General features: G+C 40.1%; 11 protein-coding genes and 1 pseudogene. 8 read left to right on the top strand and 4 right to left on the bottom strand.

Annotation, left to right across the window (positions count from 1 at the left end; genetic code table 11):
* Nucleotides 1–226 precede the first annotated feature (226 nt).
* Nucleotides 227–487, bottom strand: coding sequence for a DUF2312 domain-containing protein (locus tag ACFIM8_RS03360; RefSeq protein ID WP_005774567.1), 261 nt, complete (start codon nucleotides 485–487; stop codon nucleotides 227–229).
* A gap of 256 nt (nucleotides 488–743) precedes the next feature.
* Between ACFIM8_RS03360 and ACFIM8_RS03355 the strand changes: the two genes are divergently transcribed.
* On the top strand, nucleotides 744–1,232 hold the full coding sequence (locus ACFIM8_RS03355; protein ID WP_375606567.1) for a DUF1036 domain-containing protein: 489 nt from the start codon (nucleotides 744–746) through the stop codon (nucleotides 1,230–1,232).
* Complete coding sequence (gene pyk / locus ACFIM8_RS03350) at nucleotides 1,229–2,665, top strand: pyruvate kinase (RefSeq protein WP_375606566.1); 1,437 nt, start codon at nucleotides 1,229–1,231, stop codon at nucleotides 2,663–2,665. Before ACFIM8_RS03355 ends, pyk begins: the two co-directional genes overlap by 4 nt.
* A 1,465-nt stretch (nucleotides 2,666–4,130) precedes the next feature.
* On the opposite strand, the gene ACFIM8_RS03345 is transcribed toward pyk, so the two are convergent.
* The gene (locus tag ACFIM8_RS03345) at nucleotides 4,131–4,514 is read right to left on the bottom strand and encodes a cell division protein ZapA (protein ID WP_375606565.1); all 384 of its coding nucleotides are present in this window, start codon (nucleotides 4,512–4,514) and stop codon (nucleotides 4,131–4,133) included.
* Nucleotides 4,515–4,526: 12 nt separating this feature from the next.
* Nucleotides 4,527–4,802 (bottom strand): DUF4164 domain-containing protein, encoded by a 276-nt coding sequence (locus tag ACFIM8_RS03340; protein ID WP_005774573.1) that lies wholly within the window; start codon nucleotides 4,800–4,802, stop codon nucleotides 4,527–4,529.
* Nucleotides 4,803–5,136: 334 nt separating this feature from the next.
* On the opposite strand from ACFIM8_RS03340, the gene tkt reads away from it, so the two are divergent.
* The 6 genes and pseudogenes from tkt to ACFIM8_RS03310 form a co-directional block, all read left to right on the top strand.
* The gene (tkt, locus tag ACFIM8_RS03335) at nucleotides 5,137–7,143 is read left to right on the top strand and encodes a transketolase (protein ID WP_375606564.1); all 2,007 of its coding nucleotides are present in this window, start codon (nucleotides 5,137–5,139) and stop codon (nucleotides 7,141–7,143) included.
* 203 nt (nucleotides 7,144–7,346) lie between these two features.
* Nucleotides 7,347–8,354, top strand: coding sequence for a type I glyceraldehyde-3-phosphate dehydrogenase (gene gap, locus ACFIM8_RS03330; RefSeq protein WP_375614514.1), 1,008 nt, complete (start codon nucleotides 7,347–7,349; stop codon nucleotides 8,352–8,354).
* A 510-nt stretch (nucleotides 8,355–8,864) separates the two neighbouring features.
* Nucleotides 8,865–10,058 (top strand): phosphoglycerate kinase, encoded by a 1,194-nt coding sequence (locus tag ACFIM8_RS03325; protein WP_375606614.1) that lies wholly within the window; start codon nucleotides 8,865–8,867, stop codon nucleotides 10,056–10,058.
* 112 nt (nucleotides 10,059–10,170) lie between these two features.
* Nucleotides 10,171–11,202, top strand: a complete 1,032-nt coding sequence (locus ACFIM8_RS03320) for a class I fructose-bisphosphate aldolase (protein WP_375614513.1) — start codon at nucleotides 10,171–10,173, stop codon at nucleotides 11,200–11,202.
* 731 nt (nucleotides 11,203–11,933) lie between these two features.
* The gene (locus ACFIM8_RS03315) at nucleotides 11,934–12,275 is read left to right on the top strand and encodes a hypothetical protein (protein WP_375614512.1); all 342 of its coding nucleotides are present in this window, start codon (nucleotides 11,934–11,936) and stop codon (nucleotides 12,273–12,275) included.
* Between the two features lie 1,053 nt (nucleotides 12,276–13,328).
* A pseudogene (locus ACFIM8_RS03310) lies at nucleotides 13,329–13,622 on the top strand (integrase); the annotation flags it as partial.
* On the opposite strand, the gene ACFIM8_RS03305 reads toward ACFIM8_RS03310, so the two are convergent.
* A partial coding sequence (locus ACFIM8_RS03305) for a hypothetical protein (protein ID WP_375614511.1) occupies nucleotides 13,605–13,793 on the bottom strand: 189 nt, incomplete at its 5' end. The pseudogene ACFIM8_RS03310 and the gene ACFIM8_RS03305 overlap by 18 nt on opposite strands.

Raw genomic sequence — 13,793 nt, 5'->3', positions numbered from 1 at the left:
ATACAAGTGAGGGGTTATGTGGATAAAAATGATTGAAGAATAAGAATAAAAATTCTCTGTATAAATCCTTTTAAATGTGAGGGCTGTTACAAATATTGTGTATTCTGTGACCGATAGTCTCGTTACAAGTTACACAAACTGCTTATTGTTTGGGTGAAATTTTTATACATTCATTTGTTTTTTATATTTTCTTTTCTTAGGAAAATTTCCAATGTTCTCAATGGTGTTAATTCATACCAAGCGCATTTTTATATAGCTCAATGATTGCTTCTTCTTCCATTCGTTCATGTTCTTCTTTTTTACGCAATCGTATAATGCTTCGAACAGCTTTACTATCAAAACCAGAGCCTTTAAGTTCAGTGTAAACGTCTTTAATATCATCAGAAATGGTTTTTTTCTCTTCTTCTAGTCTTTCAATACGTTCGATAAAAGAGCGTAATTGGTTTACGGATATAGCGTGTGTTTGATCGGTTACTGTATCGTTCATTGTATTTTTCTCCAAGTTATATATTTTAAGTTGTTTTTCGACGACGAATTTAGGTTAAAAAAGCTTGAAAATAAAAAGTAAGTCAAGCTACACAGTTTTTTTACAAATTGACTTTAAATATTTTGTAAAATTTTTAAAATATATGCATTGATAAAAGGGCTATAAAAAGAAAAATATACGTTTTAGATTTGAAAAGCTTTTAAAATAAAGAAATGTGTAATTTGTTTTGAGAATTTGGCATTATAGAGGAAGTTTTGTGATTTTAAAAAAACGATATTGGGTGCTTCAGAAAGGATTAAAAGTTTTTCTCTTGAGCCTTTTGCTCTTGTTTCCCCTTGTTGTTTTTGCAAAAGCTGACTTTAGGGTTTGTAATACAACTCAGCAGTCTGTAGGGGTTGCTCTTGGATATCGTACATTTTCAGGGTGGGTGAGCGAAGGCTGGTGGACTGTACCAGTGACGGAGTGTAAAACTTTAATTGAGGGGCCTCTTGCTTCACGGTTTTATTATTTTTATGCGGAAGGGGCACAAAAAAAAGGGAACTGGGCAGGCTCTGTGACCATGTGTGTGCAAGATAGCCAGTTTACCATTCAAGGGGTTCATGATTGTTTCCCTCGAGGATATCAAAAGGCTGAATTTAAAGAAATCGATACCGGAAATCAAACCAGTTGGATGGTACAGTTGACGGATGAGTCTTTGCTAAACAATTCAGTTATACCTTCTCTTTCAGGAAATTCTCCACCGTGAAACGTGCACGTAAAGTAAAAATTATTGCCACTCTTGGTCCTTCTTCTTTTTCTCGTTTGATGATTGAAAAGCTTTTTAGGGCAGGGGCAGACGTTTTTCGTCTTAATATGAGCCATACTGATCGTGATATGCTGGGTGATTTGGTCAAGTCTATACGAGAAGTTGAAAAAACAGTTCGACGCCCCATTGGTATTTTAGTGGATCTTCAGGGGCCAAAACTGCGTGTGGGGCGTTTTGCTAAGGGGCAAGAAGATTTGCGTGTTGGGCAAAGCTTTACGTTAGATAATCGCGATGTTCTTGGTGATGCACAGCGTGTTTTTTTCCCTCATGAGGATGTATTTTCAGCTGTTAAACCAGGAAATCGGTTGTTGATTGATGATGGAAGGGTGGAACTGCGTGCGCAAGTTTGTGATGGTCATTCTATACAGTGTCGCGTGGTTGCTGGAGCCCGTATTTCTGATCGAAAAGGTGTCAGTTTTCCCGATACAATTTTGCCTTTTGATGCGATGACGTCAAAAGATAAGGGGGATCTTCAGGCTCTTTTACAGCAGCCTGTTGATTGGGTTGCTCTTTCTTTTATTCAACGTCCAGAAGATATTATGGCGGTGCGTCAGTTGACGAAAAGCAAGGTGTCTTTGATGGCTAAAATCGAAAAGCCTCAAGCCTTGGAGCATATAGAGAAAATTATTGAGGTATCTGATGGCATTATGATTGCACGGGGTGATCTCGGAGTGGAAATGCCTTTGGAAAAGGTTCCTGCACTTCAGATGGAGCTCATAAAAGCTTGTCGTTTAGCAGGAAAGCCTGTTGTGGTGGCAACACAAATGCTCGAATCAATGATCACATCTCCTGTTCCGACACGCGCAGAAGTGTCGGATGTTGCTACAGCAGTTTATGCAGGAACAGATGCGGTGATGTTGTCGGCTGAATCTGCTTCTGGTCGTTATCCTGAAGAAGCTGTGCTTATGATGGACCGAATCGCGCGGCAAATCGAACAGGATCACACTTATGCCGCTCAGGTTGGAGCACAACATCCAGCACCAGAATCAACAGGAACGGATGCGATTTCTCTTGCTGCGCGTCAGATTGCTGAAACACTTGCGCTATCCGCTATCGTTGCTTATACGGCTTCAGGAACAACGGGGGTGCGCGCCTCTCGTGAACGCCCTAATAGACCGATTATTGCTTTATCTCCCATTGTGGAAACAACACGGCGTTTGGCTCTCGTTTGGGGGCTTCATTGTGTGGTCACGCAAGATGCACGGAGTTTAGAGGATATGGTTGATCGTGCAGCAGCCATTGCATTTCAGGAAGGTTTTTGCAAAGGGGGAGATCGCTTCCTTGTGACAGCTGGTGTTCCCCTTGGAACGCCTGGTGCGACAAATCTCTTGCGTATTGCTTCTGTCTCTCAAGATGGAACGAAGGGGATTTGAGCCGTTTACGCATGGTGTTTTTTCATGCGCCTTTGAACAGGCTTTAAAAACAACGGCTGTTCGTCTTTTGTGAATGCCTCCATAGACTCATTATTCTTTTATCTCCTATCGTAAGATAGCAAGGTATTGCGTTAGGTCGTCCAGTTTGGTGATGGGAGCAGATCCGGTGATATTGTCTTTTGATTTTGTTTTAGTTCTGAGGAAGCTGCTTTTACGGTAGGGCATTTAATGGGAGCCCCCTTTTTATTTCATTGAGGCATATTGGGAATTGCTTTATTGATGTTTATACGAGCGAGATGTTCATTGATAATGAGAATTTATTCTTTTTCTTTTTGGATGAGAGCCTTGAAATTGTTCTCATTTTAAACTTTTGCAAACAGAATTGAATAAAGTTAAAATTATGTACCTAAAAAATCGTACTGGTATGTTATAAGAAAAAGTGATGGGTGAATGTGTTTTTAAATATGCTTTGTCGGGGCATTTGCAACATATTGATTTATAATGATAATTTATCGTTATTAAACTTGAATTAGAACCCCGAATACCGTAAGATTCTCTTAAATTTATTTATGTTTTGTTAATCATAACTCTTTGCTTGTACGTCATAAGTGGGTGGGACATGTGGGTAAAAATTGTACAAGAAAGGCATACTTCTTATGAAGCGTTTCAAGAGCCAAGGGGGCTGTTGCAATATTGAGGGCTGACTATAATGATGATGCCGACTTGCTCTTTCTTTTATTAAGCTTGGAGATTTTGAGGGGTGGGGAGAGAAATATGGATTATTTGTTATAAGGATAAAGATGTCGGTAGAGGATGGTTTCAAGAGCTATTGTTGTTTATGATTTTTGAGGTTGTATGAGATTAACATACTCTTTGGGTTTGACTTTTTTCCTGCTCTAAAGGATGAAAATACTTAATTCACGCTGGTTTATAAATGATACGGTTCTTTTCGGTGGGTTTCATCGGATGGACATTTCAGGCGCAAAGACTCTATGGTGCTTATATTATCAAATAGCGGTGTTTTACGGTATAATAGATAAGGTTATTTTTTAATATATATTGTATTATCTAGGGGAAAGAATTTTTTGGCATGCATTCATAGGGAACATGAATATAGCTCTTTTTTTCGAAGGGGGCTTTATTTGTTTGTTGTTGTTGTCATTTATATGATTTTTTTTACAATGATGTTGGTTTTGTTATCTTATTGCGCTTTTAAAAGACATCTCATTTGAAATGTGGTGATATAAGGTAGCCTCCTTGATATAGGAAGTGTTTGTGCGGAGGTGAAATATTCAGGGTAGGGCTTTCTTGTTGAGGTTTAAGTTAATCCCATAAGTCGTGAGTAGCTGGAATCCTTCCTATAAAAAACCAGACTGTTTACACACTGGTGTGGGTTTTAGGATTTTTGTTCTGTAAGGTGTGAGAGGCAAGTCAAATCTTGGTTTATTACGCGCTGATGTACTTTTTAGAAATCTTCCTGTTCTTGTTCTTGAATGTTTGTGCAGTTTTGATCATCTTTGAGCAATTGGTTGGTGAGATTTTCAATGCGTTGTGTGGTGTCACGCATAATTTTCCCCATGGTGCGGTCTCTTTCGTTGTGGAGTCGTAAAAGAGTATTGTAGTCTTCTTGTAATTTTTTATTTTCTCGTTTTATTTCTTCCATTTCATCAATAATCATTATGCCAGCCATAACCGATAAACGATGGTCGCCAATTTCACCAAAATTGTTCTTTAAATGTGTGATATATTGATCTAATTGAGCAGCAAGCGCAATAAGACGACGTTCTTGTCCTTTGTCACAAGCCATGCGATAAATTTTACCATCAATGGTAACGGAAACAGTTTCCATACATTCAAACCTTTATCTATCAATGACAACACGAATTGTTTCCATTGCTTTAATAAGACGTTTGGAAACTTCTTTGTTTACGGACTCTAAGCGTTCAATTTGGGCTTCAGCTTTGTCAAGCGCTTGGGCAAGATGGCTGCGGTCAGCATTCATTCGTTGGATTTCTTCTTCCCATTCGTTATTTTTATCAATAACGGCATTGCGGTTTATTATGGTGATCTCTAAAGTTCTAAGTGCCTTTTCTAGGTGCTCTAAAGCATCTTGTAGAACTGTAGTCTCTTGGTTCATTGCCTTTATCCTTTGGGTAATTGTATCCTTTATCAATGTGTTATGCAAAAACGAATCACTTTCACTCTTGTGTTGTGTGCATTTTATTTTTAAGTATGTAGGATATTTTAGCAAGCAAAGCAGGGGATAGATATAAATTAAAAGCTGGATTTTTTGCGCGTATTGGCATAAATGACATGGATATACAGAACGCGTGAGGGGAATGTTATTAATATTATTGAAGTGGTGGCAAAAAGTCTCACGCTAAGGATTAGAAAATAGTATTTCTTGAGAACTTTAAGAGAATACGGAAAAAGCAACAGAATAACGTATTTAACGAAATGGTCGATTATTCATGACAAACACCCACCAACAGAATCAGATGGCCAATGCTATCCGTTTTCTTGCTATTGATGCGATTGAAAAAGCAAATTCTGGTCATCCGGGTTTGCCAATGGGAGCAGCCGATATTGCTACGGTTCTTTATACAAAATTTCTTGCTCATGACCCCAAAAAACCTCGCTGGCCTAACCGTGATCGTTTTGTGTTATCAGCAGGACATGGGTCTATGTTGCTTTATGCTCTCTTGTATCTTTCTGGTTATGAAGATATTGGCATTGAAGATCTCAAAAATTTTCGCCAATTAGGAGCAAAGCTTGCTGGGCATCCAGAATATGGGCATGTGGCGGGAATCGAAACAACGACTGGTCCTCTCGGACAAGGATTGGCTAATGCCGTGGGGATGGCTCTTGGAGAGCGTTTGCAAAATGCCCGTTTTGGTGATCTTATCAACCATTACACTTATGCGTTGGTAGGCGATGGATGCCTTATGGAAGGGATATCTCAAGAAGCACTTTCCCTTGCCGGTCATTTGAAACTCAATAAGCTTATTGTGTTGTGGGACGATAATAATATTTCTATCGATGGAGAGATTTCCCTTGCTGACAGTACAGATCAGATTGCGCGTTTTAAGGCATCTGGTTGGGAGACACATAAAGTCAATGGGCATGATCAAGCAGCAATTGCGCGGGCTATTGAGGCGGCACAAAATTCCGATAAACCAACTTTGATCGCTTGTAAAACAACAATTGGTTTTGGAGCACCCAATAAAGCGGGTACCAATAAAGTTCATGGTGCCCCTTTGGGTGCACGAGAAATCACTGAAACCCGTATCGCTTTAGGGTGGGATGCTGAGCCTTTCGTTATTCCAGCCGATATTCTCGATAATTGGCGCTTGGCTAGTCTCAATGCTGCTAAAAAACGTCAAAAATGGGAAGAAAAATTTGCTGATCTTCCTGTTTCAGAGCGTGTGGAGTTTGAAAGATTGATGCGGGGCGATCTCGTGGGCGGATTTGATGGCGCTATCGATGCTTATAAACAGAAATTGGTTGAAGAGCGCCCCGTTGTTGCTACGCGTAAAGCTTCGGAAATGGCTCTTGAAGTGATCAATGAAGTCATTACGGAAACCATTGGTGGTTCTGCCGACCTAACAGGGTCCAATAACACAAAAAGCAGCCAAATGAAAAGTATCTCTGCAGATGATTTTTCAGGGCGCTATCTGCATTATGGAATTCGCGAACACGCAATGGGCGCTATAATGAATGGGCTTGCTCTTCATGGGGGCTTTATTCCTTATGGGGGAACATTTTTATGCTTTTCTGACTATATGCGTCCCGCTATGCGTTTGTCTTCTCTTATGGGGTTGCGGGTGGTTTATGTCATGACCCATGATTCTATTGGTCTTGGTGAGGATGGTCCTACCCATCAACCTGTGGAGCATTTGGCTTGCCTGCGTTCCATGCCTAATCATCTTGTATTTCGCCCTGCTGATGCCATGGAAACAGTCGAATGTTGGCAATTGGCTTTGAAAGCACGCGGAACACCTTCTACCTTGGCTTTGAGTCGACAAAATCTACCGCTTTTGCGTCAAGAGTATGAAGAAGAAAATCTTTGTATGCTTGGTGCTTATGAATTATTAACGGCCAGTGATGAAGCGCAAGTGACTTTATTTGCTTCCGGTTCAGAATTGCAAATTGCGGTACAAGCACATGCGATTTTAGAAGAAAAAAATATCCCAACGCGTGTGATTTCTGTTCCTTGTTTTGAACTTTTTTCTCAACAATCTCTCTCCTATCAGCGTGCTCTCATTGGAGAGGCACCGATTAAAATTGCTATTGAAGCTGCTGTCTCCCAAGGATGGGACCGTTTTATTGGCTGTGATGGTGTGTTTATTGGTATGGAGGGCTTTGGGGCAAGTGGAACAATTGATACCCTTTATGCGCATTTTGGTATTACTTGGGAAAATGTCGTTGCGACCGCAGAAAAAGAGCTTGGAAAGATCAAAGAGGAAAAGACAAAATGACAACTTGTGTTGTCATGAGTTGGTTTGGTCGTAGGGCGTCTATACTGTACAGTGTTGTGGATGATCTTGTGCATTATTGTGGATAAGTAAGTGATTAATCAAGATATTGACGTTATAGGAATTAATGATTTGGGATTGATGAAATACCTATTTATTGTGTTTTAAATGGTGTGCTTTTAAAAATTGATGAGGAAACATGTGAAATGACGGTTCGTGTTGCAATTAATGGGTTTGGTCGTATTGGACGCAATATTTTACGTGCGCTTGTAGAAAGTGGACGACAAGATATTAAAGTGGTTGCAATTAATGATTTAGGATCTGTGGAAACAAATGCCCATTTGTTGCGCTATGATTCAGTTCATGGGCGCTTCCCTGGAACTGTTGAGGTGGTGGGGGATGCTATTGATGTGGGAGGTGGTTTAATAAAGGTATGCGCAGAGCGTGATCCTGCTCAATTGCCTTGGAAAGATTTGGATATCGATATTGCTTTGGAATGTACGGGCATTTTTACGGCGCGTGATAAAGCAAGTGCTCATTTGGAGGCGGGGGCAAAGCGTGTTCTTGTTTCTGCGCCTTCTGAAGGAGCAGATCTTACGGTTGTCTATGGGGTTAATCATCAATCTTTAAGCAGCGAGCATCGCGTTGTTTCAAATGCTTCTTGTACAACCAATTGTTTGGCCCCTGTTGCACAAGTTTTACACAACACGGTGGGCATTGAAAAGGGTTTCATGACAACAATCCATTCTTATACGGGTGATCAACCTGTGTTGGATACAATGCATCGGGACCTTTATCGTGCACGTGCGGCAGCTCTTTCTATGATTCCTACCTCAACAGGAGCGGCAAAAGCTGTGGGATTGGTCTTGCCAGAATTAAAGGGATTGCTTGATGGTGTATCGATTCGTGTTCCAACCCCTAATGTTTCTGTGGTTGATTTGACATTTATTGCTAAGCGTTCCACAACAATCGAAGAAATTAATACAGCTATTGCTGCTGCTGCACAAGGTTCTTTGAAGGGAATTTTAGACACGACAGAAGAGAAACTCGTGAGTTGTGATTTTAATCATAATCCTTATTCAGCGATTTTCCACAATGATCAAACCAAAGTAATTGATGGTCAGCTCTGTCGTGTTTTGGTTTGGTATGATAATGAATGGGGCTTTTCTAACCGTATGAGTGATACGGCTGTGGCTTTTGCTAAGACAATATAAGAGGACCTCAGGGTCCTCTTTTTATAGGAAAAAGTCTCATTTTTGTGCAATTTTGAGAAAAACAGATAGAGGCTGTTGTTCTCATGCGCTAGAGAGAAGAGCTATTGAAACATTGATGATGTGTTTTGTTTTAATACTGGGTCAATACGTGCTTTTAAAAGCTGAATAAAAGAATAAACTTTGAAAAAGCAAGATCTGAACGAGATACCCTTTGAGAAAACGTCATAAAAAAGGAGATGTAAATTCTTTTGCCTAGAAGTAAAAGGAAGCTTTAATAGAGATCAAGTTGAGCCAATGCATTTGTTTGCCACAATGGAATATGAAGATTAATAGCAATGGTGGGCTTTTGTACATTTGACGATAAAAGCTTTGGATTTTTAAGCACAGGGTGAGAGATAGGATGTTGTGGATCTCTTGTAAAAGCAAAGAGGGGATAAGTGGAAAGAAAAGTGGGCAGGGTTGTTGGATGCGTTTTTATTTGAAACAATGGAAAGTGAAGAGGAAGCAGTGATGGGGTTTCGTACACTTGATGATGTTGATGTTTTGGGCAAACGTGTTCTTGTGCGCGTGGATTTTAATGTTCCTATGGCACTGGGCAAAGTTTGTGACGAGACACGTCTTGTACGACATAAAGAAACACTCGTTGAGCTACAAAAGCGTGGTGCTAAACTTATTCTGCTTTCTCATTGTGGTCGCCCCAAAGGAAAGGTAGAACAAGAGTTTTCACTCCGTCCTGTTGTACAAGTATTGGAAAAGATCATTAATCAGCCGGTTGCTTTTGCTCCTGACTGTATCGGTTCGGCGGTGCAGGTTGCAGTTGAGTCATTACAAAATGGGAGTGTTTTACTGCTTGAAAATGTTCGTTTTCATTCAGGGGAAGAAAAAAATGATTGTTCTTTTGCAGAAGCTTTGGCTCATAATGGCGATCTCTATGTTAATGATGCTTTTTCAGTTTCTCATCGTGCCCATGCTTCGGTAGAGGGCATAACGCATTTGTTGCCTTCTTATGCGGGGCGTTCTTTGCAAGGTGAATTGCAGGCATTAGAAAAAGGATTGGGCAATCCAACACGTCCTGTAATTGCCCTTGTGGGAGGTGCCAAGGTTTCTAGTAAGCTTTTTGTGCTCAATCATTTGGTGGAAAAAGTCGACTCTTTGGTTATTGGTGGGGGCATGGCCAACAGTTTTTTAGCGGCGCAAGGTATCCATGTAGGGAAATCACTGTGTGAACATGCATTGATGGAAACAATTAAAAAAATCATTAAAAAAGCGCAAGAGTGTCAATGTAAGCTTCTGCTCCCTCAGGATGCTGTCGTTGGATTTCGCTTTGAAAAAGATGCACCACATCGTCTCTATGACATTGAAGATATTCCACAAGATGGCATGATTATGGATGTTGGTGCACGTTCTATTGCGCATATCAATGCTGCAATTGATGAAGCTGCTACCCTTGTGTGGAATGGACCCCTTGGTGTTTTTGAGATGCCTCCCTTTGATAAGGGAACAATTGCCGTGGCACGCTATGCAGCAGAACGTAGTCAAAAAGGGAAACTGGTTTCAATTGCGGGAGGAGGCGATACGGTTTTCGCCCTTAATCATGCTGGTGTTGCCAATGATTTTACTTATCTCTCGACTGCTGGAGGAGCTTTTTTGGAATGGATGGAAGGTAAGATTTTACCTGGCATTTTTGCCCTTATGCAAGCTTAAATGTCTATTTAAAGTGCAGCTAAAAAAAGAACTGTGTGTTGTTGTGTAGAGTATATCGCGCGTGGTGCGCACTTTTGGAAAATTTAAAGACAAAATAAAGAGGATTTTTTTTATGAACGAACGGCTTGAAGATATTGCACTTTCTTTGGTGTATACAGGTAAAGGTATTTTAGCAGCAGATGAAAGTACGGCAACCATTGGCAAGCGTTTTGAAAGTATTGGTGTTGAATCTCATGAAGATAGTCGCCGTGCTTATCGTGAAATGCTTTTTAGCGCAAAAGAAGCTATGGAAAATGCCATTTCTGGAGTCATTTTATTTGATGAAACCATTCGGCAAAAAGCATCAACTGGACAAATGTTGACGGATCTTATTCGGGATTCAGGCGCTTTGCCAGGCATTAAAGTTGATACGGGAGCCAAACCATTGGCTGCTTTTCCCCAAGAGACAATTACCGAAGGGTTGGATGGTCTTCGTGAGCGGCTAAAAGATTATTATGCTTTGGGAGCACGTTTTGCTAAATGGCGTGCGGTAATTGCTATTGATGAACACACTTTGCCAACAAGAGGCGCCATAAGACAAAATGCACAAGCTCTTGCACGCTATGCTGCTTTGTGTCAGGAGTTGAATATTGTGCCAATTGTTGAACCGGAAGTGTTAATGGATGGACCGTCGTGTGGGCATTCCATTACGCGTTGCTTTGAGGTGACACGCGCTGTTTTACAGGCTGTCTTTAAAGAATTGTTTGAAGCCCGTATTCTTTTGGAGGGGATGATTTTAAAGCCCAATATGGTGATTGATGGCAAGGATGCACGCAAGGCTAGTGTTGAAGAAGTTGCTGAAAAAACCGTCCAGGTGCTTAAACAAACGGTTCCTGCTGCTGTTCCAGGAATTGCTTTTCTTTCTGGAGGACAGTCTGATCAGGAAGCAACAGCGCATTTATCTGCCATGAATTCTTTAGGCTCATTGCCTTGGAAATTGACCTTTTCCTATGGACGCGCATTGCAAGCAGCTGCCTTAAAAGCATGGGCTGGAAAAGATGAAAATATTGCTGTTGCACAGAAAGCCTTTCGTCATCGGGCTCGGATGAATCATCTTGCGGCTTTAGGACAATGGACCAAAGAACAGGAAAAAGCGTGCAATTGAAGCACAAGCTCTGTTTTTAAATGCGGAGAGATTTTTCATGTTTCTGCGTGATTTGGGGTGCCCTCACCATAGATAAAATGGCGGGGGCGTTTTAGGCTTGAAAGCTTCTCAGAAAATTGTTTCCTTGGATATTTTAAAAGTCTTTAATGGGTGCTACCTGAGAGATAAGATTGCGGGAGAGGTGCAATTTCGAGAAGGGGAGATAATGCTAGGAAATTTGTGAATGCACAGCACTTTAGTATGGTGTCATTCATGAAGTGGGCACTTGCTTTTTGAGTGAAAATCATAAAGCAAATACTGTATTGAAGAGTTTGATAGTGTGGTGTTTTTTCATGTTATCATTACTTATCATCAGCAGAATCCATTTGAGTGTAGTTGCAAAAGTGGATAAGCTGATAGATTGAAGAATTACGATTTCTGAATTGATTAGACATACAGCTTATGAAATTTTTGTGCATCAGGATAGTTTCCTGTTCAATGGGGGTAGACTTTCTATTGACGAACGGATTGAATAACTTTTGCAAAAGAAAATAGATTTGCTCCTCAATAAAACACCTATTTTTTCGTTAAAATGAATAAATTTTTCTTGTCTTTTGTGATGATATAATTATAAGCGATTAAATTTATAGCGTTTTTGCTTTAAAACGGGGGGAGTTGTGGACGGTATATCTTCTAAGAATACAAGCATCAAAAGAAAAAATCGATACGCAGAACAGAGCTTTTCTGCAATTATGATGCGAAAATTGTGCAATATAGTGCGTGGAATATTCGAAGGGATCTTTACAGTATTTACTTTTACAATTTTTCTTATCCTGTTCCGTCTTCGTGGACCGATTCATGCCATACTAATTTTCTTTGGGAATGCGAGTGGATTCGCGTGCTTTTTCCTTTTTGTCGCATACTACTTACAACGCCGCGAAGCAACAGCAGATGAGGCCGGTATATCGCTCACATTACTTTTAGCAATTGGTGAAGGCATTTTTTCTATTTGCTCCCTGTATGCTGCGTGGGGTTACGACGCTCTCTTATTCCGTTTAGCCCCTTCTGGATATGTTCTTATTCTCCCTGAATAAAAAAGCGCCCTTCGTTTATACATAACTTAATCCAAAATAAGAGGCCGATAGCCTCTCAAATTCTTCATAATCGCTCTCCAAAATCATAACATCAGACCCGCTTTTAACGAAGGGACTAACAAGCCTTGGTTCCTCAAGCTCAAGGAAAACCTTACAGAGGCGCCTAACGGCATCCTTGATTAAGACACCCAAACGGCTTATGAACAAACTCTCTTATTAAGCCACATCATCTTTTATTCTTCTCATGCAGCTCTGAAATCATGATATAAGGGGAAAGCTTCTCATCGTGCCTAAATGGTACCTTATCGTGTGTTAAATGAAAAAATCAAAAAAAGCATCTTTATGCAATATAATCCAATTATGATTTTTTGATTTAAACATAAAAGACTTAAAGCCTTCGACAAGACTGATACGATAAAAGGGAGTAAATCGCCTATACTTAGAAACTAAGACATATTCTCGGTGCTCTTGATATAGTTATATCACCAAATGATTTTTGAATGACTCATCCTTTTGGCTCTATCCGCTAAAAGGTCATTTTGAGGGTTCTTGGTTAATGAATGTAAAGAAAAATTAGCACGTAATATTTCGCTTTGCTGGTATAGATGCCGAATGAGTTAATTATCTAGAGGATCACTGAAGAGGGAGCGCTAAAAAATGATGAAAATCCGCTGCACTTCGATGAATTGGTGATTGAAGATATAATCGTAGAACTTGGCTTATCTGTTACTGAAACAGCTGAATGATTTGAAATGGTTAGGGTGTGTATTTTACACACACTTGGCTCGCTATACAAAAAAATTATGATTTCGTGCAAGCTTTAAAACATAAAGACCCTAAAGATATATCATATTTGCACAATACATTGACTTATAATGATAATTTAGCATTATTTATATTGAATTAGTCGCCCGAATAACGTAAGATTTTCTCATTTCAAATCTGTTTTCTTGGATCAATCAAAACCATTCCCTTGCACATCACAAGCGGGGCTAGCGTGTGGGTAAAAATATAGAAGAAAAGATTTAAAATCCCTCCTATGACCCCTCTCTAGTGCCAAAGGCTGTCGCAACATCCACGAGCTAGCAAAGAGTGTGATGATGCCGTCTTGCTTCTTCACAAACGTAAAGATGAAGGTGCTCAATAGCTTTACCGTTATAGCATTCATGGACACCGTCGCGAAATGGACTTGGGTGCTCTTTGAGAGATATATCTTTAAAACAAGCCCATGAAACTGCAACAAAAGGGCGTTCTGTTTTCCATGAGGAACAAAATCCCATTAAAAAACGGAATAAACAAAAATGTGAAGCAATAAGCAATCTCCATTATTTAAAAGATATTGCTCTGAGCTAGCCAAAGAGTGTGATGGTGCCGTCTTGCTTCTTCACAAACGTAAAGATGAAGGTGCTCAATAGCTTTACCGTTATAGCATTCATGGACGCCGTCGCGAAATGGACTTGGGTGCTCTTTGAGAGATATATCTTTAAAACAAGCCCATGAAACTGCAACAAAAGGGCG

The sequence above is a fragment of the Bartonella sp. AC535YNZD genome (assembly GCF_042196625.1).
Classification (GTDB): Bacteria; Pseudomonadota; Alphaproteobacteria; order Rhizobiales; family Rhizobiaceae; genus Bartonella.
Note: the sequence above shows the minus strand (reverse complement) of the source record. Positions and strands in the feature narration are given on the sequence as shown.